This is a genomic window from Bifidobacterium sp. LH_450, from assembly GCF_056356715.1.
Window position 1 is genome coordinate 59,346 of sequence record NZ_JBKEUU010000004.1, and the last position, 22,319, is coordinate 81,664.

Below are 22,319 nucleotides of genomic sequence, written 5' to 3' on the forward strand. Positions count from 1 at the left end.
TGCCGCTGCGGATACCGCGGTTTGCCGCCGCGATTTGTTCTTCCTTTGACTTTTTATCCACCAGCAACAAATTGTAGACCGGCCCCCGCACAGTCTTTCCGTGAAAACGCCGCGCTTTTCCGGCGAAAACCGGATTCCCTTCTTCGCCCCTCCGATTCGCTCCGGTTCCTCAACACGCCGCCTACAGAGGAACCCGAGCCAAGGAAGGCCGGAAAATCCAGATCCGGTTCCTCAACACGCCGCCTACAGAGGAACCCGAGCCAAGGAAGGCCGGAAAATCTAGATCCGGTTCCTCAACACGCCGCCTACAGAGGAACCCGAACCAAGGAAGGCCGGAAAATCTAGATCCGGTTCCTTTTCCAGCAAACCAGGAACCTCGTTTGCGCATATGCGTTTCTGCTTTGCGTAGATAGGCATGGGAGGATGCAGGAAAGAAAAAGCCCGGGGAATCCCCGGGCTTGGAAAAGACTAGCGGCGCAGGCCGAGACGCTCGATCAGCGAACGGTAGCGGTTGATGTCCACCTTCTTCAGGTAGTCGAGCAGACGGCGGCGGTGGCCGACCATCAGCAGCAGACCACGCTGGGAGTGGAAGTCGTGCTTGTGTTCCTTCATGTGCTCGGTCAGATCGGCGATACGCTTGCTCAGCAGCGCGATCTGGACTTCCGGAGAGCCGGTGTCACCTTCGTGCGTTGCGTATTCGGCAATAATCTTCTGCTTTTCATCAGCCGTAAGTGCCACGGCATCCTCCATTCGTTGCTGCGCGGTGCTCCCGGCCTTGTGCCGGGGCGCTCTGGTTCCGCGGGCGAAATCACGCCAATCTCAAATCCTAACCCCCGCTCCCGACAGAGGAACCCGATCTCAGGAAACCCGGAACTACCGGGTCCGGTTCCTCAACACGCCGCCCCCAGAGGAACCCGACCCACTCCAACCCGGAAATCTCAGCCCCAGTTCCTCAACACGCCGTTTACGGAGGAACCGGGGCCAAGAAAAGGCGGAATTCCCGGTCCCGGTTCCTCAACACGCCGCCCGCGGAGGAACCCGACCCAAGAAAACCCGGAAATCTCAGCTCCAGTTCCTCAACACGCCGCACTCAGAGGAACCGGGGGCAAGAAAAGACGGAAGGCTGGAGTTCGGTTCCTCTGGCAGACGGCGCCAACGGGACCGTTAGGCGGCGGAGATGAAGCCGCCGAAGCAGACTATGCACAGGGCGAGGATTTCGAACGCGAGGAAGAGCATGAACGAAACCCAGCTGCGGGTAAGGAAATTGAGCGGGGAATCTTTTTTAATAATTACCAGCAGGCCGACCCACACGACCGCGAACACGGCGAGCCCGACGCCGGCCGCCATGATCCCCAGGTTCGCAGCGTTCGCAACCGGCGCTTCCGTTCCGTACATAACGTACGTGGAGTTCCAGAAGCTGAATTTGAGCAGCGAAACGCCGGCGATGAGCTGTTCGGCGGCCAGACCGAGCGCGAACAGCGCAAACCAGCCGGTCTTGCGGGTATCGACGACCATCATCGCGAGCCCGATGAACGCAACCAGCGTCGCTTCCCACGAGACCATCGCGACGGCGCGCGGCTCGAGCGTCGAGAACAGCGCTACCAGATTCGCCGTGTGCGTGACGGCAAGCCGCCGGCCGATCCAGTACGGCACGACGATGGCGACGAGGACGACGGCGATCATGGCGATCCAGCGGCCGGGGTGCGAGCGGCGCCGTTCGATTTCCGCCAGCGAGAGGTCGGATTCGGGAATCGTCGCCTCGGGATGCTTGGAAACGTTTGCCGGACTGCCTTCGTTTGCAGCGCTGCCATCGTTGTCAGCGACGGCTTCTTCGGCGCCAACGACGACGGATGCCGACGGCTGCTCGCCGTGTTCTTCGGCGACCATCTCGTCGATGGCGACGAGCGTTCCGGCAGTGGGCTGCGGTTCCTCGGCGGCAGTGCCGCCACGGGATTCGGCGTGGGCGTCGGCGTTGGTTCCTCGCACAGGTTCCTCTCAATCAAGCGGCTCGTCAATCAAAACGGCCGGCCAATCAAACGTGAGCCAGTCAAACGGCTACTGGACGGCAGATTTCCGTACTCCGCCCAGTTTACCGCGCGCCTTCGCCGACCCCCTCGAAGCAGGGACGTCCACGGGCCGTCCCTCGGAAGGTTCCCTTCCTACAGCGCCGGAAAATGCCGGAACAATGCGTCCCGGCCGTTACCATTCTTGCGAAGCAGCCGCGAGCGCTACGCGACCGCCGCCTTCAGCTTGACGTCGTTCGCGGCGACGTAGGAGCTGAGCCACTCATAGCAACGCACCGTCTGCTCGGCGTTCGGCAGCGCACGGGGCGCCGGAGCGTCCCCGGCGTCGGCGCGCTCGAGCAGCGAGCGTTCGCTGGCCGGCGAATCTTTGGCCTCTTGCGGGAACAGTTCGTGCTCAATGGCGAGCGGATCGACGGTGGAGTTCATCGGCAGCGTCAGGCCGTGGCGTTCGGCGTTGATCTCAAGGAACGTCTGCTCGATGTCGACGTTCGGCGCCACGAGCGTGTCGGTACCGACGAAATCGAGGAACTGCGCGAGCGCAACGGCGACGCCGGGCTGGCGGGAAAGCGTGCCGTAGTTCAGGCCGGTGGATTCGGCGAGTTCCGGCGGGATCGCGGCGTCGGGATTCGCGAGCATCGCAAGTTTGCTGACCGGCTTGCCGTCTCGGACGCGCACGGCGCCGAACTCGATGATCCGCGCGACGTTCGGATCGCTGCCGGTCGTCACCAAGTCGATGGCGGTGTAGTTGTCCGGAAGCGACGCGGCGGCTGCCGGAGCGCCGAACGAAAAGCGGGCATCCGCGCCGGTGCGGGCGCCAACAGTGAAGAACGCGAGCGCCAGGCCGCCCCACACGACGAACCATACCGTTATATAGACCGCGCCCCTGCCGATGGAACCGAAGCCCCAGAAAGCCGTCAATGCGAAAAGGAGCGCGAGGGAATACCACACAGTCTTCTTCTTCATGTCACGCCTCGACTTGCCTTAGCCTCCGCGAGGAAGCCTCTCCTGCCAATGCGGCCATCTTAAAAACGGTATCCTGTGAATTCCATACGTTGCGCCGAACAAACGCTGAATGCCGGCTTCGGGTTTGCGGGCGGCGGGAGGTCGGATGGGCGCGGGAAGAGCTTCCCGAACGCTGGGATTTCGATGCCACCCCCACTCCTCCACGCACCGCAAGGGCCCCGAACACGGCGGAAGGGTCGGCAAAAGGGCGGTGCGGTGCGTAGAATGCTGCGGAAACGACACGACGGGACAGTACGGAAGCGGGGATGCGCATGGCGGGTGCGGGGAAGAAAACGTTGGCAAAGGGCGGCGGCCACGTTGGCGCGCGAATCCTGCTGTTCGTGCTGTGCGCGGCCGGGTTCGCGGCCCTCCTATGGCAGATCCACTGGGTGCACGACAACAAGGCGCTGCCGTTCGACACCGCCATCATCGACTTCTTCCAGCGGCACGTCATTTCCGACACGCTGACGCCGACCGTCAAAACGGTCACGACGTTCGGCGGCGTCGCGGCGGTCGTTGCGGTGACGGCGACGCTGCTGGTCGTGTCGATTATCGCGAAGCGGGCGCGGATCGGCGTTTCGCTGGCGGCGTGCGTTGCGCTGGCCGCGGGACTGAACGAGATTATCAAGTACTGGGTGCGTCGCCCGCGGCCTGTCGACCACCGGATCATTCCGGAAACCGGCTACAGCTTCCCCTCGGGGCATTCGATGAACAACATGGCGTTCTACGGGTTCCTGATCGTGCTGGTCTTCTGGTTCGTGCAGCGCAAGTGGCTGCGATGGCTGATTGCGGCGGTGCTCGCTGCGGTCGTCGTCGCCATCGGCTTGAGCCGCATATATTTAGGAGTCCACTACCCCAGCGACGTCCTCGCCGGCTGGCTCTTCGCCATCGCGTACGTGGATTTGTATGCAGCGGTGGTCAAACGCTGGGTCGTGCGGTAGCGGGGTGCGGTTGCGTTTGTTGCGGGGCTGTGCAATAATTGCTCGAGTCGCCTTCCAGGGTGAAAACCTTGGAAAACACGGCACGCGGATGTAGCTCAATGGCAGAGCCTCTGCCTTCCAAGCAGATTACGCGGGTTCGATTCCCGTCATCCGCTCCATTAATGTGCACTCCGTTCCTGCTGGCGAAGGCCGAAGAGCCGAGCCGAAGGCGATGGCGATTCGAGAGGTGGTCGCAAACCGGCATGGAATCGCCTCAGCAATAATAAGCGGCTGGAAAATATACAACAAACCACATTCCAGTCAGTACACGGGCGCCAGCGACTGAAGTGTGCCGCCTTCTCTACATTTCAGTCACTGAGGCGCCGTCACCGACTGAAAAATAGCGGCAAACGAATAAAACACACGGCTACCGCGCATCCGACTGGAAAATTCCAACGACCATACTTTCCAGTCGCTGACGGCGCCTCAGCGACTGGAAAATATAAAATTCTCCATAGTCCAGTCGCTCACTCCGCCAGCGTCCGCTTTGTGCTATTTCCGCTATATTCCAGTCGCCTATAAGCCATCAGCGACTGGAACGTATTTCGGGGACCATAATCCAGTCGCTGACACACACCCACTGACTGGACTATGCGAGATTCTCCACGTTTCAGTCACTGAGATGGCATCACCGACTGAAACGTATTCTAGGGACCACATTCCAGTCACTGAGGCGCCGTCAGCGACTGAAACGTATTTCGGGGACTACATTCCAGTCGGTGAGGCGTCGTCAGCGACTGGAATGTAGAAGGTGGGGAATTTTTCAGTCCTTAGCCACACGAGCCACACGAGCCACACAAAGCCACACGAGCGACACGAGCCACACAAGCCACATGAGCCACACGAGCCACATGAGCCACACGAGCGACACGAGCCACACAAGCCACATGAGCCACACGAGCCACACGCAAAAAGCGCGGGCCGTAATGGCCCGCGCTTGGTCCAACCGGCAGTCTCCCTGCTGCCCCACGCCTTCCAAGCTTGCGCTTGGAACGGTTATTCCCGGCACACCCCTTCGCGGCCCCCTTCCGGCAAGCCCAACCCCCGACACCGGGAAAGCCTTCAGTTGCGCCGCTACGCCATGATCCCGACGTCGCGGGTGCGCAGGCGCATGGCGCTGCCGTCGACCGACATCGTCAGCGACGCGTCGTCGTTGAGGCCGAGAATCTCTCCACCGACGCGCGAGCCGTCGCCGAGCTGGAACGCAACGAACCGCCCGTACATCGGGCACAGGCGCCGCGCTTCCTCGTAGAAACCGGCGCGGGCCGCTTCCGGCTGCGCGGCGAACGAAGCGAGACGGTCGGCCAGCGACGTTGCTATCCGTGCGACAATCTCGTCCCGCATCCGCTCGAACGCCGGTAGCTGCAGCACGTGCATGCGCAGCGACGTCGCTTCCGGCGTCGGCAGGAAGTCGGCGCGCACCGTCAGGTTGACTCCGAACGTATAGACGAGCGCGACGTGGCCAGGCACCGACGGCACGTCGACGGCGTCGACGTTGACGCTGCCGAGTTTCAGCCCGTTGCAGTAGATATCGTTCGGCCAGCGCAGCGTAAGCTGCGGCTCGGAAGCGGTACCGGCGCTCAGCGCGGCTCCTAGCGGGAACGTGCCGCGCAGTTCGCCGCGAATCGCGTCGATGGCGGCGAGGCAACCGATCGGCGAGAGCCATCCGCGCAGCATCTCGTCGTCGGCGATTCCGTGCGGTACCAGCGTCACCAGCGACATCGCGATCGATTCGCCGGGAATGCTCACCCAGGTGCGATTGAAGCGGAACTTCGCCTCGAGCTCCATGTCCGCGGCGACGACGCCGACGCCGTAGCCGGTTCCCGCAGCGGCACCGGTTTCCGCGGCAGCACCGGTTCCAGCGGTACCGGTACCGGCGGCGCAACCGTCGCCGTATGCGAGGGACGCCACGGTCCGCTCGTCGGCCAGCAGCCGCACGGCCTCGTCATGGGTCGAGTCGATCGCGTCGTGGACGGATACAAACCGCGCCACGGCGTTCGTCTGCATCAGCTGCGGCTTCATCGCCCGCGTCAGCATTAAATTCCTAAGCTTCATCGCTTGCCTCTCGTTTACAAATTCAAGACTAAATTCATAACCGTACAGGTCGTAAAAAATAGTCTATTTGATGAAGCGAGGTGACGACGTGTCCGGCTCGCGGATTTTCTCCGAAGGCAAAACGAAGCCGCCTCCAGCCATTCTATGCTACCCAACGCACAAAACTACCCTTCTGCGGCGCCGCTTCCTCCCGGGACGACACCCCCTTCAGCGGACCAGACTACCGGAGGCAAGCCATTTCGACAACTTTCGCGTGTTCGCCGCTTTCGCGATTTCGAAAAGATTCTCTGCGCTCCCCCGGCGCTAAAATTGCCCCTTGCAGAGCGTCTCATTATTTGAGATTCTGTAGTTTTCCGCGCATCATTTTCCGCTCTTACCGACAGCAAAGAAGCGCAACCGCGGAAGCGATGGGACCGTCGTGCGAAAGCGAGAGCCGCCAGGAAAGGGAGGGGGCGGGGCGGTGGGGCGGAACCGGAGAGGAACGGGCCGGAGCAAGAGGAACCGAAGCCAGGGAAGCTTCGGAAGGGTTGGGAGTGGGGGAAATTTCGGAAGGGTTGGGAGTGGGGGAAATTTCGGAAGGGTCGGGAGTGGGGGAAGCTTCGGAAGGGTTGGGAGAAGAGGAACCCACAGTGGCGGTGGAAGCGGCAGCCGAAACGCTGGAAGCAAGGTTGGCGGCGCAGCAGGCGTCCCCCTGGACGCTGGAAGCAAGGTTGGCGGCGACGGAAGGGGCGAGATGGACCTGGGGGACGCCGCGGGCGTTGCAGACGATCTCGATGCCGCTCCACGGCACCGAATCGGGCGTATACGGCAACGGTCCGTCGCCGGCGGCGTCGCACCACGCCTTGATGACGGCTTCCTTGCCGGCCCAGCGGGCGGCGAGGTGCAGCGCCTCGCCGTCGCCGCATCGCTGCGCCCGCGCCGCTGCCTGACGGCGCTCGCGCAGCGAAAACAGACGCAGCATGGCGGTACCGGGAGTCTCGAGCTGAGCAGTGAACGCCGCCACGTCCACCACGTCATGCCCTAATCCCAGCACCGCCATGCCGTTTCCTTTCCTGAGGCCCTTCCGGAAGATTCCTTCCAGAACAGCCCTTTCAAAATCTCCCTTTTGAAGAGCTCCTTCTTGAATCCCCCTTCAGAGAGGTTTTTCGAAGGGCTCTTTCTGAGGGGGCCTTTCTGGAAGGGCTTCTTTAGAAGGCTTCTTTAGAAGGTTCCTTCAGAAGGATTCCACCAGAGCGGCCCTTTCAGAAACGTTCTTCAGAAGGCCCTTTCTAGAAGTCTTCCCGAGGGAAGCCTTTCCAGAAAGGACCTTTCTTTTGCGTTCCTACTTTAGCGAAGCGGGCTACGCTTCCGTGCCCATCTGCGCTCCGGCACCCACGCGAGCCGCCGGATAGAAGCCGGAGGGCGCAAGGCGCGCGTCGGGATCGAGCAGCATCGCCTTTTCGGCTTCGTGGGCGCTCACTTCGCTGCCGTCGGCGGCGACGCCGTCGCGCAGGCGGCGCTCGGCAACCGGCTCGAACAGCGCGGCGTGGCCCATCATGCCTTCCTCGAACCGGCGCCGGCCGGCCGCAAGCCGCGCGTTCGCGGCCGCGCGCCACGCTTCGAGCGCGTCGGTGCCGGCCGTGTTGGCGACGGCCGCTTCGAATGCGCCCGGATGCACGAGCGCGAGGAACCCGGAAACGTGCCCGAACCCGAGCGACGTCGCGAGCGCGGCCTTCACCGGCCCGCGCGAGCCGAGGTCGAGCGGACGGCGCAGCCACACCATGTGGTCGTCGCCGGCGAGCTTCGGGTCGACGCATTCGAGCGCCGCGTTCGCCGGCACGACGCCGCTGGCGAACAGCTGCAGCAGCCCGTTGACCTGGAAGATGCAGGCACCGCCCTTCGCATGGCCGGTCAGCGACTTCTGCGAAATGACGAACAGCGGCTCGCCTTCCGAACGCCCGATGGCGTGCGCCACCGTGTTGTGCAGTTCCGATTCGTTCGGATCGTTGGCGTTCGTGGACGTATCGTGCTTGGACACGACGGCGATGTCGTCCGGCGCCACGCCGAGCGGGGCGAGCGCGCGCACGAGCGCCGAGTCGGCGCCGCCGCGTGCCGCCGCGAGCGCGCCGAGCCCGGGAGCCGGAATCGAGGTGTGCGCGCCGTCGGCGAACGAGCGGGCGTAGGCGAGCACGCCGGCGACCGGCAGTCCCAGCCGCAGCGCGATGTCGCCGCGCGTAACGAGCACGGTGCCGCCGCCCTGCGACTCGACGAAGCCGCCGCGCCGCCGGTCGTTGGCGCGCGAGAAGAACCGCGGCGCGATCCCCTTCGCCGCCATCTCGGCGGAATCAGCGGTCGCGTTCATGTTGCCGAAGCCGATGACCGACTCGACGCCGATGTCGTCGATGGCGCCGGCGACGACGAAATCTGCCTTGCCGAGCGCAATCTTGTCCGCTGCTTCCTCGAGCGAAACCGCAGCCGTCGCGCACGCCGAAACCGGCTGCACCATCGAACCGTAGCCGCCGACGTAGCTCTGCATGACGTGCGCGGCGACGACGTTCGGCAGCGCTTCCTGCAGCACGTCGGTCGGAATCTCATGGCCGAGGAACCGCTCGAGGTAGAGGCGGCGCATCGAGCGCATGCCGCCGAAGCCGGTTCCCTGGGTCGAGGCGACCATCGACGGATGGATCGCCTCCAGGATTTCCGCGGGCGTGAAGCCGGCGGACAGGTACGCGTCGACGGTGGTGACGATGTTCCACAGCGCGATCGGGTCGGTATCGGCGGCCATCGACGCCGGGATTCCCCACTTGAGCGGGTCGAAGCCGTCGGGGAACTGGCCGCCCACCGAACGGGTCATCGTCGCGCGCCGCGGCACGCGCACCATCGAGCCGGCGTGGCGGGTCACGTTCCATTCGCCGCTCTCGCCGTCGCGTTCGATGCTCGTGTGCGCGGCGTCGGCGGCGACGTACTCCTCCGCCGCTTCCTTCGTCGGCACCGAGAACGTCACGTCATGGTCGAGGAAGATTTCCGCCTCCTCTTCATTGTGGCCGTTCGTCGCGTCGCCGAGGCCTTCCGAACGCGAGCCGAAGTCGCCGCCCATGCCGGTTTCGAACGGCCGCACGCCGCTGCGGGCGATCACTTCGTCGCGGAAGCGGTCGGCGATGTCGGCTTCGTCGACGACGTTGCCGTCGGCGTCGACCCAGCCGGGCACCGGCGAGTCCTGCCATTCGAGCAGGCCCATCCCCCACGCGAGTTCGAGGATCGCGCCGGCGGACAGGTCGACGGAACCGTCGGAGTGGATGCCGAGTTCGGCTTCGTTGCGCGTGCGGCCGGAGCCCCACGGGCCCAGTTCGCCGACCGAGACGATGACGATCTGGTCTTCCGGCCGCGCGGTGACGCCGCTCCAGTCTTCCAGATTCACCGCCGGCTGCGCAGGCACCCGCAGATTCGGCAGCGCCTTCACCGTCGCGTGCGCCGCTGTCGTTGCCGTTGCGTTCCCTGCGTTCCCTGCGTTCCCTGCGTACGTTCCGGTTCCCCTGCTGGTTCCGGTTCCCCTGCTGGTTCCGGTTCCTCCGTTCCCGGCGTGTCGAGGAACCGAAGCCACAGATCCGCGGGTTGCATTGGCCCCGGTTCCTCCCGCCACGGCGTGTTGGGGAACCGAAGCCAGGGATTCGGCGGAAGCTACGGTTCCGGTTCCTTCCGTCGCCGCGGCTTCGGCCGCTTCGGCTTGCGCGGCGAGGGCGGCGGCTTCGCGCTTGAGTTCGGCGATGTCGAGCGGTTCGTCGCCCAGCCCCCCGGTCAAGTCGACGTCGAGCGGCGCTTGCAGCGCAGCGCGGCGGCTTTCGTCAGAAACAAGATTGAGCAGCTGCTCAGCAATCTCGGCCGTGGAGTACGTGCGCAGGCCGCGGCGCTCGACCGCGGCGACGAGCGGATCGTTGCCGCCCATCAGTCCGGTGCCGCGCACCCAGCCAATCTTGGGGTGTGCAAACGTTACCCGGCCGCCCCAGGCCGCGCGTTCGGCGCGGGCGCGGGCAACGAGCGCGTCGAAAGCGCTCTTGACCTCGCCGTACGCGCCGTCGCCGCCGAACAGGCCGCGGTTCGGCGAGCCCGGCAGCACGACGTGCAGCTTGTGCTGGACATCGGTGTCGGCGCCGAGCACGGCGAGTTTGGTGAGCGCGCGCTCAACTCCCCACAGCATCAGGCGCGACTGCGTTTCGAACGACGCGCCGGCGTCGGCGGCGGAACCGGAGACCGGGGGCGCCGCGAACGGGAAGAACAGCGACGGGACCTGCGCTTCCTTGATGACCGTCGTCGTCGCGCCGTTGACCTTCTTCTGCTCCGTGCCGACCCACTCGACGAGCGCGTCGACGTCGCGGTAGCTCGCGAGATTCGCCGGCACCAGCCACAGCGCGGCGTCGCCGGCGGCGTTGCGGCGGAACGTTTCCTGCGCCCACGCCTTGACGGACGGCTTGAAGCTGTGGCTCGTCGCGATGACGGTGGCGCCCCCGGCGAGCAGGCCCGCGACGATTTCGCCGGCGATCGAGTTCGGCGCCACGCCGGTGACGACGGCGACGTCGCCGGCATACGGCAGTTCCGGCGAGCTTTCGGCGGCGTCGGCAATCTCGAGGAAGCGGCACGCGAGCGCGTTGTCGTCGCGCTGCGCCGCCTGCCCTGCGTACCAGCGCGCCTGGGTGGCGACGGTCGCGCCGGCGCCGGCGAAGTTCGCTTCGAGCGCGGCGGCGTCGCCGTTGTAGTAGCCGCGCGCGAGGTCTTCGCGGGCGCTCGCCCAGCGGTCGTCGAACAGGATTGCCTGGCGCGCGTCGAACCGCGGCGCGACGGCGGCGACCCAGTCGGCGCCGAGCTCCGCTTCGACGGCGGCGACGAGCGCGGCCGTTTCGGCGTCGTCGTCGGCCTGCGGCGCCGGTTCCTCCAGGCCGAGCTGGCGCAGCACGGCGCGCGCCGTCGTCGCCAAGATTCCGGATTCGCCGGTCAGCTGCGCGGCGAACGCGTCGAGCGCGGCGGAATCGACGACCGCTCCGCCGGACGCGCCGCCGGACGCGGGCTTGGCGACGTCGATGCAGTGCGCCTTGCCGACCTGCGCGACGGCGGCGTCGATGAGCGCGTTCGCCGCGGCGGCGTTCGCGGCCGGTTCGGCGGGCAATGTCGCCAGGTCGCCGCCGCGCGAGCTGGCGCCGTCGCGCGTGCCGAGCGTCAGCTGCGCGACGACGTGCTTCGCCCAGCCGTCGGACAGTTTCCACACGTCGCGCACGCGCGCCTCGACCTGCGCCGGCTTGATTCCGGCGGCGCCGAACATCGCCCGCATGCGTTCGCGCACGATGTCGCCGAGCACCGGGCCGAACGCCTGGTAGTTCGGCGCGGCCTTGTCGACGAGCGCGGCGAGCGCGTCGACGCTCGCTTCGGCCGCGCCTTCGACGCTGGCGACGCCGAGTTCGGAACTGATGTCCATCAGCAGCTGGTTGCGGCGGCTCGAGACTCCGTTCGTCAGCGTGTCGGTCGTGTCGGTCGCACCGATCTGCTCCGGCCGCACCTTCGCCGCGTACGCCAGCAGCATCGCGATTCCGTCATGAGCCTTGAACGCAATGTCGGGCGCGTTCTGCTCCCCGGACGCGCCCGCAGGAACCGAACCGCTCGCCTCCCCCGCAATCTTGGCTCCGGTTCCTCCGTTCGCGGCGTGTTGAGGAACCGAACCCGCAGACTCGGCGCCATCCTTGGCCCCGGTTCCTCCCGCAACGGCGTGTTGAGGAACCGAACCGCTCGCAGGAACCGAACCGCTCGCCTCCCCCGCAATCTTGGCTCCGGTTCCTCCCGCAACGGCGTGTTGAGGAACCGAACCTACAGATTCCCCGGCTCCAGCGGTTCCGGTTCCTCCGGCAATCTCGGTTCCGGGTCCTCCGGCGACGCCCGCGGAAGCTTCCGGCGCGGCGTCGGCGACCAGCGGATCGCTGTCCTTCATATATACGCGCGCTTCGTCGCGGCCGACGTTGTATACCTTCACCGACGCGGCGCGCGCGGCGAACTGCGGCAGCCGCAGCGTCTTGGCGCCGAGATTCGCCAGCGTCGGCGCGTTGCCGAGCCCGACTTCGACGTACTCTTCCACGCCGAGCTCGCCGAACAGCAGCGCCTGCGTCTCGATCCAGCGCACCGGCGACGCAAACTGCCACGAGAGCAGCTCGGTGAGCAGCAGCCGTCCGAGTTTCTGGTCGTCAGCGGCGTATTCATTCCAGATTTCGTCGTTTTCCAGCGCGGCGGCGATGCGTTCGGACGGCGCGACTTCCAGAATCTTGGCCGCGAATTCCTTCGTCATCGCGAACGGAACGGCGACGAGGTTCGGAATATAGCGCCCCTCGAGCGCGCCGCGATAGTCGATTTCGGCCGGCAGCAGCGCGTCGAGCTTGTCGCGGAACTCCGGCACGCCGCGGCGCAGCAGCGACGAATGGAACGGCACGTCGATGCCGGCGACGTACATGAACGCCGGCTTGCCGCCGTACGCGGCGACGCGCCGCGCGGCGTCGGCGGCGAGCGCCTCGAGCCCGGCGATCGTGCCGGCGATGGCGTACTGCTGCCCGGCGAGATTATAATTGACGATTTCCAGGAACTCGCCGCTTTCGGCCGCCACCGACGCGACGTACTCCTTGACGCCGTCGTCGCCGACGCCGAACTGGTTCGGCCGCAGTACGCCCATGCGGTAGTTCGAGCGGCCCTGTTCGTCGCGCTCGATGAGATGGTGCATCGTGGAACCGCGGTGGAACACGAGTTCGAGCACGGTTTCCAGCGGAATGACGCCGGCGTAGGAGCTCAGCGCGTTGTATTCGCCGAGCGAGTGGCCGGCGAAGTACGCGGGCTGGATGTCCGCGCCGGCTTCGCGAAGGCGCGCGGTCTGCGCGAACGCGACGGTTGCGAGCGCGACCTGCGTGAACTGCGTGAGATTGAGCAGCCCGTCCGGGTGCCGGTACGTCACGCCGTTCGCCGTCAGTTCGGTCGGGTTGTCGCGTACGACGGCGAGGATCGAGAACCCAAGCTTCTCGCGCGTGAGCCGGTCGGCGCGCTCCCATACGTCGCGCGCGGCCGGCGACGCGTTGCGTTCGGCGAGCGCCATCCCCTGCTGCTGGATGCCCTGGCCGGGGTAGACGTACGCGGCTTTCGGGGCGCGCACGGCCGCTGTTGCACGGGAAACAAGATTCCCGTCGATGCGGCACGTCACTTCCAGCGCGAGGCCGCCGTGCGGCGCGTAGCCGGTGCGCTCCACCGTGATTTCGACGGTGTCGCCGAGCTGCACCATGCCGGACATGCTGTAGGTCCAGCCGGCGATTTCGTAGCGGTCGCCGCGTTCATCCGTCGCTTCCAGCGCGTGCTGCGCGGCGGCGGACAGCCACATGCCGTGCACGAGCGGGGCGTCGAGGCCCGAGATTGCGGCGCCGCGCCGGGAGGTATGGATCGGGTTGAAGTCGCCTGAGGTGCGTGCGAACGCCGTCATGTCGGTCGGGGCGGTGACGGTCACGCGGCGCAGCAGGCGCCGCGGCGTCGGCAGCACCTCGCGGGCGGATTCGAGGCCGCCGCGTTCGGCGGCCGGTTCCGGCAGCGCCGACGAGTAGGCGCGGCCGCGGATGGCGAAACGCTCGGTTTCATGGGCAACAACGGTGCCATCGGTGAGCATGTGCTCAACATGGATGGTCACGACGCGTCCGGAAGCGGATTCTTCCGGTTCCTCCGCCCAGCTTTCCAGCGAGATCGTTTCGTTGGCGTGCTTGGCAAGCAGCTCCTGTGCCGGGATTTCCAGCGTGATCAGGTGGTCGAGGTGGACGGCGTTGAGCAGGCCCTCAATAACCGGGTAGCCGTCGACCATCACCGAGCCGAGCGCGGCGTAGATGGCCGGCCAGGCGGGGCCGACGAGCGCGTCCGGCGCGAACGGGGCGAGCGCGAGCGCGTCGTCTTCGAGCGCGGCTCCGGTTGCGGCGCGGTGGTCGGCACCCAGATTGGCCGCGAGCGTGTAGGAAGCGCGGGCGACGCCGAACGGGGCGATGCTGGAAGCCGGGGCTTCGCTGGAAGCCGGGGTGGTGCTGGAGTCTTCGCCGGCGGAACGGCGCAGGCTGGCCGGAAGGTCGTTGGTAATCTGCGGCATCGCCTCGAGCTTGTCGCCGGTAATGGCGACGTTGCCGATGCCGGCCGTGGCGGCGAGCATCGCGTAGACGTGCTGCGGCAGGCGTTCGCGGTCGACGACCGGCACGATGCCGGCGGCGTCGAGGCGCACGTTGAGCGGGATGACGATGTCGCGCACGGCGTGCTTCGAGCGGCCGCCGTCCGGGTCGTTGTCCCAGTGCGTGTCGAGATGGATGTCGAGGTCGAAGCGCGCGACGTTCTGCGCGTCGCCGGAATCCGGTTCCCCGGCGACGGGACGGATTTCGTAGTATTCGTCGCCTGCTTCGGTGCCATAGGCAGGATTGTCCATCGCGTGGCCCATCCAGGAGATCGTCGGGCTCTTGCGGATGAACATCTCGGCCGTTTCGGCGTCGCCCAGCACGGCGAACCGCTTCGGCAGGGCGGATTCAGCAGCAGCACCGTTGGCGGCACGCTCGATCATTGCGTTCTCGAAGCGCCCGAGGATGTCGGCGACCGGCTCGTCGATGCTCGTGACGCCCGACACCGACACCGGGCCCGGAATGACGCGCACGGCGTCGGCCGGGTAGCGCGGATCCTCGGACTGCCACAGCTGGTCGCGGCCCCACCAGCGCAGCACGTCGCCGTCGATGACCGGCACGAACGGCATCGGCTTGGGGTACTCGTTGACGAGCGTGAGGAACCACGCGGCGTCTACCGGCGACACCTTCGCCGCGTTCATCTGCGGGTAGCGTTCCGCAAGCTGCGCGATAGTGAGCGCCGGCTCATTTACAACGTCGCCGATCTCGGAGAACATCGGCGCGAACTCGCCGGTCTCCTGTTCCGTCAGGCGCGCCTCGATGCGCTGCAGCAGGTGCAGGAACCGCAGCGCGTACGTGTCGTCGGCCCACGGGAACGACAGCTCGGCGAACCGCTCGGCCCACTGCCGGTACGTCATGTCGGCAACGTCGCCGAAGTACGGCTTCGCGGTGCCGGCGAGCGCGGCGATGATCTCGTCGCGGCGAGCCACCGCGGTTTCCGGCTTGCGGGAAATCTCCGCCAGCAGCCGCCCGCAACGCGACGACGCGTTCTCAATCTCGTAGATATCGGCGTGCAGATGGCTCAGCCCGGAGGTCATGCCCCCGCGCACCGCCCCGGAACCGACCCACTGCTCCGCAACGCTCTCGCCGCTTCCGGCGGGGGCGATGCCGGGGGTGTCGACGATGAGCTGCTTGACCTGCGGGCTCGTGTGGGCTTCCTTCGCGGTCATCGCGGCGGTGCCGATGAACACGCCGTCGACCGGCATCGGCGCGCGGCCGTACCGGCGCGCCCAGTCGCCGCTGACGTAGTCCGCCGCGCACTGCGGCGTGCCGATGCCGCCGCCGGCGAGCAGCACGAGATTCTCCACGCCGCGCACGTCGGCGTACGTCGCCAGCAGCAGCGAGTCGAGCGATTCCCAGCTGTGGTGGCCGCCCGCTTCGCCGCCTTCGATCTGGATGAGCACCGGCGTCGGCGCGACCGCCTTCGCGATGCGCACGACCTGGCGGATCTGCTCGACGGTGCCCGGCTTGAACGCCACGTACGGCATGCCGTCGGCGGCCAGCGAGCGCACGAGCTCCACCGCTTCGTCGAGTTCGGGGATGCCGGCGGACACGACGACGCCGTCGATCGGCGCGCCGCTCGCCCGGCGCTTCGGCACGAGCCGCTGCGAACCGAACTGCAGGTTCCACAGGTAGCGGTCCATGAACATCGCGTTGAACTCGACGCTGCGGCCTTCAGTGAGCAAGCGCTCAAGTTCCTCAAGATTGCGGTCGAGCACTTCGGCGGTCACCTGGCCGCCGCCGGCAAGCTCCGCCCAGTAGCCGGCATTGGCCGCCGCGGCGACGATGTCCGGTTCGACGGTCGTCGGCGTCATGCCGGCGAGCAGCACCGGCGGCTTGCCGGTCAGCCGCGAGAACTTCGTCGACAGCTTGCGTCCGGCCGGCGTCTCGACGACCTGCGGCGCGAACGCGCTCCAGTCCTGCAGCGGCTCGCCGAATACGCCGCCTTCCAGCGCAGCGGTGCGCGCGGCAACCGACGACATGTCGGCGAAGCGGATGCCGGAACCCTGCGCAACGGCGCAGAACAGCTTGCCTGCGGTAGCGCCGGGCCCGAGATTGACGGCAACGATCTCCCGCGGATCAACGGAACCGGCCACGCTGCAACCGTTGGCATCCGCGGAACCGTTTGCAGTCCGGAAATCGTTGGCATTGCCCGAACCCCTGGCAACGGTACCGGCAGCAACGGCACCGGAGAGCAGGCCGCGCACCTGCGCGTCCCAGTCGACCGGATTGACGAGCACTTCGGCGGCCAGTTCGCCGGCGAGCGCGACGTCGAGGCCGCACGCCGCAGCCCACTCCTGAACCAGCGGCAGCGCGTCGCGCATGCGCTCGCTGTGGAACGGCAGCGTCACCTCGAGGTACTCCAGCACCGGCGCGAAGACGTCGCCGCCGCGGCGCTTGGCCTCGCGGTCGGCACGTTCCTTCTTCGTGCGGCGCCCGGCCGCGGCGGCGAACGCCTGCAGCCCGCGCGGGTCGCCGGTAAGCACGAAATGCGTCGGCGAATTGCGCACCGCGATCCGCACCGAACCGGCAGCCGCGTTCGCCGAACCGGTGCCCGAAGCCGAACCCGACTCGCCAGCGGAAGCCGCGGCAGCAGCGCCGGCCGCCTCGCCGAGCGACGCGAGCAGCGACTCGATCTGTTCCTGCGTCGCGTCCTTGACCGACAGCATCGGCGTCGCCTCGCCATACTTCGCAAGAATCCCCTCCTGGCGCGCCACGCGGATACCGGCGGCGCCGATCAGCGCGGCGATGGCGAGAATCTCGGCCGTCGCGTTGGAAGCGGCCGCCACCGAACCCGCCTCGGCGATGGCGCGCGCCATGTGCACGCCGAGCAAACCCTGCGAATGGCCGAGCAGCGCAACGGGGCGTGCGGCGGCGAAATCGTAGCCGAGACCTTCCAGGTCCATCAGCACGCCGAGCTGCGCCAGCGCGATGCCTTCGACGCTGGCGGTCGCGTCGGCCGCCGCGCCGAGCTTCGCCGGATTCGCGTCGAAGCCGAACAGGTCGACGTCGCGGCCGGCGGTGGCGAGCAGCACGTCGGCGACCGGCGCGAGCAGCGCCTGCGCGGCCGCGGCCTGCGCCTTGAGCTCCTCCGCGGCCACCGGGTCGGCGGCGAGCTCGGCCAGCGCCGCCGGCCACGGCGTCGACTGCCCGGCGAACATCAGGACGTGCGGACGTCGCGCGAGTGCATTCCAGGTTCCGTTGGTATCCAAGATTTCCTTCTTTCCAGCGTGCTGCCAGCCGTCCAGCAGGCCGACAGCGGTTCAGTGGACTGCAAACGTTCCGCAACGCGGCAAACGCTTCCAGTCCTGACAACGTTTCGTAAGGATTGGTTTCGTAAGGGTTGGTTTCGTAAGGTTCAGGGAAGTCGCAAACCGGTGCGGGCGGGGCGGAATCTTGTTTCCTTCCGACCGCACCGGCGCGCCGTCACTGCGGCGGGTTGGAGCGGTGCTTGCCCGGCACCATGCCGTGGCGCTGCTTGCCGGCGAGCAATTTCAGCCCTTCGACGAGCATCTGCCGCGTCTGTTCGGGGTCGATCATCGCGTCGATCTGCCCGGTTTCCATCGACAGGTTCGCGTTGACGGTGGTGCGTTCGTACTCCGCTATATAGCGCGCGCGCTCGGCTTCGACGTCGAGCCCGGCGTCGGCCGCTTTCTGCAGGTCGCGACGGTGCAGGATGTTGGCGGCGCCGGCCGCGCCGAGCACGGCGATCTGCGAGCTCGGCCACGCGTAGTTCAGATCCGCGCCAATCGCCTTCGACCCCATCACGATGTACGCGCCGCCGAACGCCTTGCGCACGATCACGGTAATCAGCGGCACTTCGGCGGTGGCGTACGCGTCGATGACCTTCGCGCCGCGGCGGATGATGCCGGCGTGTTCCTGCTCGGCGCCAGGCTTGTAGCCGGGCGTGTCCACCAGCGTGATCACCGGCAGGTTGAACGCGTCGCACATCGTGACGAACCGCGCGACCTTCTCCGACGAGTCGACGTCGAGCGCGCCGGCGAGCACGTTCGGCTGGTTCGCGACGATGCCGACCGGGTGGCCGTCGATGCATGCGAAGCCGGTGAGCGCGCTGGGCGCGAACAGTTCGTGGACCTGCACGAACTCGCCGTAGTCGACGACGCAGCGGATGACGTCGAGCATGTCGTAGGGCACACGGTCGTTGTCCGGCACGATCGTGGCGAGCCGCTTGGCGATCTCGCGGTCGGCGCGCGTGTCCATGTACGCGTAGGTCGGCGCCGGCTGCGCGGCGTTCGACGGCAGGTAGGCGAGCACGGCGCGCACGTAGTCGATGGCGTCGGCCTCGTCTTCGCCCAGGTAGTGCGCGACGCCGGAGACGCCGGCGTGCACGGCGCCGCCGCCGAGTTCCTCCATCGAAATGGTCTCGCCGGTCGCTGCCTTGATGACGTCGGGGCCGGTGACGAACATGTTCGAGTTCTCGCGCGTCATAACGATCAGGTCGGTCAGAGCCGGGCAGTAGACGGCGCCCCCGGCGCAGGGGCCGAGGATGACGGAAATCTGCGGCACGTAGCCGCTCGCCTTCGACGTGCGCCGGAAAATGTGCCCGTATTCGGTCAGCGCGGCCACCCCTTCCTGAATGCGCGCGCCGCCGGAATCGATCAGCGCCACGATCGGGATGCCTAAAGTGAGCGCTTGATCAATTAAACGGCAGATCTTGCGCCCTTCCGCCGCGCCGAGCGAGCCGCCGGCGACGGAAAAGTCCTGCGCGTAGACGGCGATCGGCCGGCCGTAGACGTTGCCGAAGCCGGTGATGACGGCGGCGCCGGCCTTCCCGCCGTTGATATCGCCGCCGTTGAACCGCCCGATTTCCTCGAACGAACCGGTGTCGAGCAGCAAGTCGAGCCGCTCGCGGGCCGTCAGCTTGCCTTTCAAGTGCTGGCGTTCGCGGGCGTGGGCTTCCGCGCTGCGCGCCAGTTGCGCCGCCTGCAGCACCGCGGGGCGCACCGGCTGCGTTGCGCCGGCAGGCGCGCCGTTGTCGCCGGCCTCGACGGCGGCGACGACGGCCGGGGACGTTACGATGTCGGTCATCGCTCGCTCCTTTCCGAATCTTCCTCCAGACCGAGCGTGAGCAGCGTGTCGCCGGCGTCGACGCTGGAAGCCGGGGAGACGTAGATTTCCGTGACGGTGCCGGCGACCGGCGCGTACACGTAGTTCTCCATCTTCATCGACTCGAGCACGGCGAGCAGGTCGCCCTTCGCGACTTCCTGGCCGGGCGCGACGTTGATGCGGGTGACGATCGCCTGCATCGGCGCGGCGATGATCCCGGATTCGGCGCCGTCGTCGCGCCGCTCCTTCGCCGTATGGTGCAGCCCCGCGCCGCGCAGCGGCTGGGTCGGCCGGCTCGCGGCGCGCTGGCGGCCGGAACCGGTGAGATTGTCGACGACGTCCGCCGGCACCGTCAGTTCGACGCGGCGGCCGTTGATTTCGATGGCGAAGCTTTCGCTGAGCGGCCGCTCATTATTGGCTGCGTTCGCGTCGGCTCCGGCGAGCGACGCCGGCTGGCCGGCGTTCGCAGCCGTCGCCTCGCGGTTGAGGTACTTGCGTTCCAGCCACTTCGTGTCGACGGCGAACGACTCGTCGGCGGCGAAGTCGGGATCGCTGAAGATTTCGCGGAACAGCGGCGCCGGGGTCGGCACCCCCTCGATGGCCAGTTCGTCCAGCGCGCGCCGCACGCGCGCGACGGCGGCGGGGCGGTCCGCGGCGGTGACGATGAGCTTGCCCATCATCGAATCGAATTTCGGCGAGACGGTATCGCCGGTGCGCACGCCGGAATCGACGCGGATGCCAGGGCCGGAGGGCCATTCGAGCTTGGTGAGCGTGCCGGAACCGGGCGTGAGGTTCGTCGCCGGATCCTCGCAGGTGATGCGCAGCTCGAAGCTGTGGCCGCGCGGTTCGGGAACGGCGGAAACGTGGCCGCCGGAAGCGATGGCAATCTGCTCGCGCACCAGGTCGAGGCCGCACACTTCCTCGCTGACGGTGTGCTCGACCTGCAGGCGCGGGTTGACTTCGAGGAAGTAGACCTTGCCGCCCGGCGTGACCATGAATTCGCAGGTGCCCAGGCCGACGTAGTTGACCGCTTCGAACAGGCGGCGCGAGTTTTCGATGAGCAGCCGCTCAGTTTCCTCGGAAAGGAACGGGGCCGGGGCTTCCTCGACGAGCTTCTGGTTGCGCCGCTGCACCGAGCAGTCGCGGGTGGAGTAGACGGCGAAGCCGCCGTGGCTGTCGCGGCCGCACTGCGTTTCGACGTGGCGTCCGTTGGCCACGAACAGCTCGACGAAATAGTCGTCGAGGTCGCCGCCCTGCATGGCATCATGGCTCATGTAGAACGCGCGCAGCTCGTCGTCGTTGCGCACGAGCGTGATGCCGCGGCCGCCGCCCCCGTCGGCGCGCTTGAGCATCAGCGGGTAGCCGTGCAGCTGGGCGAAGTCGAGCAGGCGCTTCATCGAGCCGATGTGGCCCGAGATTCCCGGCACCGGCTGCACGGCCGCGCAGGTGGCGACCCGGCGTGCGCTGACCTTGTCGCCGAGGGCCTTGAGCGCCTGCGGCGACGGGCCGATCCAGGCCGCGCCGGCCTTCTCGACGGCGCGCGCGAACGACGGGACTTCCGAGAGGAAGCCGTAGCCGGGGTGCACGGCGTCGGCGCCGCAGCGGTGGAGGATGTCGATGAGCAGCTGCTCATTCAAATAGGTGTCGACGTAGGTGTCGCCGGACAGCAGGAACGCTTCGTCAGCCATGTCGACGTACTGCGCGTGGCGGTCCTGTTCGGCGTAGACCACCGCCGTCGCGATGCCCATTTCGCGCGCCGTGCGCACGACGCGAAGGGCTATCTCGCCGCGGTTGGCCACGAGGATCTTTTCAAGAGGCATGCGATTCAGCTTCCTCTTGTTTGGCTTCGCGCGGCGTCTTGGATTCGTACAAAGTTTCTCGGCCGCTTTTTGTCGGCCGCTACAAACGGGCCCGTAGGTTACGGTTCCGGAAGGGAATCCGCACAAAACCGCCGCCCCGTTTTTGTCGATTGCCGCAACGCCCGCCCCGCCCCACCCCCTTTACGATGGTCAGCGATGCTTTCGCGGGTCTGCCTGCCCCGGTTCCCCAACACGCCGCCCTCAGAGGAACCGGGCCCAGCAAACCCCGCAATCTCTGGGCCCGGTTCCTCAACACGCCGCGCACGGAGGAACCGAACCCAGCAGACCCCGCAATCTCTGGGCCCGGTTCCCCAACACGCCGGAAACAGAGGAACCGGACCAGAACTAGGAACCGTGGATTAGTTACGGAGGAATGATGATGAACGCACTGAAGGAACGCTATGGCAACATCGCTGTAAACGCTGGCCCTGCTGCAAACGTTGCGCTGACGGTGGCTGCGGCGACGACGCTGTGGGGCGCGGCGGCCGCGGGCCGGATCATGATTCCCGGCACTCCGGTTCCGATTACGCTGCAGACGTTTGCACTGATGTTGATTGCGCTGATGCTGCCGTGGCGCCAGGCCGCAGCGGCCGTACTGCTCTACCTAGCCGCCGGCGCCGCGGGACTGCCGGTCTTCTCCGGCGGCGGCTCGACGGCGACGCTCTTCGGCCCCTCCGCCGGCTTCCTGTTCGGATTCTTCCCCGCCGTCATCGTCACCGGTCTGCTTAAGTCGGCCATCGACCGCTTCTTCGCCACTGCTCATCCGGCTTCACCGGCTTCTTCACTCGCGTCCCGTTATTCCAGCGCTTCTTGCGATGACACCGTTCAGGTTTCGGCTGCCGGTCCCTTCCTTTCACGAGCAGCCGGCAGCCGATGGACGGCAATCGTTCGCTGGACAGCATACGTTGCCGCCGCTGCAATCGGTTGCATCGTCATAGACTACGGATTCGGCATCGGCTGGCAGTCCGCAATCACCGGCGCCAGCCTGCGCACGGTAGCGATCGCATCCTGCGGCTTCCTCGTCGGCGACGTCATCAAGGCAGCCCTCGCCGCCGCCATCGCCACAGCCATAGCCACCGCAGGAACCGCATCCCGCAACTCCCGCAATCTCTAGGTCCGGTTCCTCAACACACCACAACG

The 22,319-nt window shown here is 66.8% G+C and carries 10 protein-coding genes and 1 tRNA gene; 3 read left to right on the forward strand and 8 right to left on the reverse strand.

From position 1 onward, the window contains the following. Positions 1-468: 468 nt before the first annotated feature. From rpsO to AC1AXT_RS06245, 3 genes are all read right to left on the reverse strand, one after another. Positions 469-738 (reverse strand): 30S ribosomal protein S15, encoded by a 270-nt coding sequence (gene rpsO / locus AC1AXT_RS06235; protein WP_476540616.1) that lies wholly within the window; start codon positions 736-738, stop codon positions 469-471. A gap of 426 nt (positions 739-1,164) precedes the next feature. Beyond that, positions 1,165-1,887 (reverse strand): hypothetical protein, encoded by a 723-nt coding sequence (locus AC1AXT_RS06240; protein WP_476540868.1) that lies wholly within the window; start codon positions 1,885-1,887, stop codon positions 1,165-1,167. A 341-nt stretch (positions 1,888-2,228) separates the two neighbouring features. Next, on the reverse strand, positions 2,229-2,987 hold the full coding sequence (locus tag AC1AXT_RS06245; RefSeq protein WP_476540618.1) for a 3'-5' exonuclease: 759 nt from the start codon (positions 2,985-2,987) through the stop codon (positions 2,229-2,231). A 311-nt stretch (positions 2,988-3,298) separates the two neighbouring features. Here AC1AXT_RS06245 and AC1AXT_RS06250 point away from each other — a divergent pair, with 311 nt between their 5' ends. Both AC1AXT_RS06250 and AC1AXT_RS06255 read left to right on the forward strand, forming a co-directional pair. Then, a complete protein-coding gene (locus tag AC1AXT_RS06250) occupies positions 3,299-3,967 on the forward strand; it encodes a phosphatase PAP2 family protein (protein WP_476540620.1) in 669 nt (222 codons plus the stop codon). Between the two features lie 84 nt (positions 3,968-4,051). Continuing rightward, positions 4,052-4,125: transfer RNA gene (locus AC1AXT_RS06255), tRNA-Gly, on the forward strand. Between the two features lie 955 nt (positions 4,126-5,080). Here the strand turns inward: AC1AXT_RS06255 and AC1AXT_RS06260 are convergent. The 5 genes from AC1AXT_RS06260 to AC1AXT_RS06280 form a co-directional block, all read right to left on the reverse strand. Next, entirely contained in the window at positions 5,081-6,043 is a 963-nt protein-coding gene (locus AC1AXT_RS06260; RefSeq protein WP_476540622.1) for a biotin--[acetyl-CoA-carboxylase] ligase, read from the reverse strand. A 391-nt stretch (positions 6,044-6,434) separates the two neighbouring features. Beyond that, complete coding sequence (locus AC1AXT_RS06265) at positions 6,435-7,100, reverse strand: holo-ACP synthase (RefSeq protein ID WP_476540624.1); 666 nt, start codon at positions 7,098-7,100, stop codon at positions 6,435-6,437. Positions 7,101-7,400: 300 nt separating this feature from the next. After that, the gene (locus AC1AXT_RS06270) at positions 7,401-17,414 is read right to left on the reverse strand and encodes a fatty acid synthase subunit beta domain-containing protein (protein ID WP_476552953.1); all 10,014 of its coding nucleotides are present in this window, start codon (positions 17,412-17,414) and stop codon (positions 7,401-7,403) included. Positions 17,415-17,679: 265 nt separating this feature from the next. After that, positions 17,680-19,302, reverse strand: a complete 1,623-nt coding sequence (locus tag AC1AXT_RS06275) for an acyl-CoA carboxylase subunit beta (protein WP_476540628.1) — start codon at positions 19,300-19,302, stop codon at positions 17,680-17,682. After that, a complete protein-coding gene (locus AC1AXT_RS06280; protein WP_476540630.1) occupies positions 19,299-21,140 on the reverse strand; it encodes an acetyl/propionyl/methylcrotonyl-CoA carboxylase subunit alpha in 1,842 nt (613 codons plus the stop codon). The genes AC1AXT_RS06275 and AC1AXT_RS06280 overlap by 4 nt, the downstream gene beginning before the upstream one ends. A gap of 418 nt (positions 21,141-21,558) precedes the next feature. On the opposite strand from AC1AXT_RS06280, the gene AC1AXT_RS06285 reads away from it, so the two are divergent. Beyond that, positions 21,559-22,293, forward strand: coding sequence for a biotin transporter BioY (locus AC1AXT_RS06285; protein ID WP_476540632.1), 735 nt, complete (start codon positions 21,559-21,561; stop codon positions 22,291-22,293). Positions 22,294-22,319 lie beyond the last annotated feature (26 nt).

What these genes read in the sequence shown, in the direction of transcription:
- AC1AXT_RS06285 (WP_476540632.1), top strand. Translation starts at nt 21,559, where the DNA reads ATGAACGCACTGAAGGAACGCTATGGCAACATCGCTGTAAACGCTGGC.
- AC1AXT_RS06240 (WP_476540868.1), bottom strand. Translation starts at nt 1,887, where the DNA reads ATGGTCGCCGAAGAACACGGCGAGCAGCCGTCGGCATCCGTCGTCGTT.
- AC1AXT_RS06265 (WP_476540624.1), bottom strand. Translation starts at nt 7,100, where the DNA reads ATGGCGGTGCTGGGATTAGGGCATGACGTGGTGGACGTGGCGGCGTTC.
- AC1AXT_RS06260 (WP_476540622.1), bottom strand. Translation starts at nt 6,043, where the DNA reads ATGCTGACGCGGGCGATGAAGCCGCAGCTGATGCAGACGAACGCCGTG.
- AC1AXT_RS06245 (WP_476540618.1), bottom strand. Translation starts at nt 2,987, where the DNA reads ATGAAGAAGAAGACTGTGTGGTATTCCCTCGCGCTCCTTTTCGCATTG.
- AC1AXT_RS06280 (WP_476540630.1), bottom strand. Translation starts at nt 21,140, where the DNA reads ATGCCTCTTGAAAAGATCCTCGTGGCCAACCGCGGCGAGATAGCCCTT.
- AC1AXT_RS06250 (WP_476540620.1), top strand. Translation starts at nt 3,299, where the DNA reads ATGGCGGGTGCGGGGAAGAAAACGTTGGCAAAGGGCGGCGGCCACGTT.
- AC1AXT_RS06270 (WP_476552953.1), bottom strand. Translation starts at nt 17,414, where the DNA reads ATGTTCGCCGGGCAGTCGACGCCGTGGCCGGCGGCGCTGGCCGAGCTC.
- AC1AXT_RS06275 (WP_476540628.1), bottom strand. Translation starts at nt 19,302, where the DNA reads ATGACCGACATCGTAACGTCCCCGGCCGTCGTCGCCGCCGTCGAGGCC.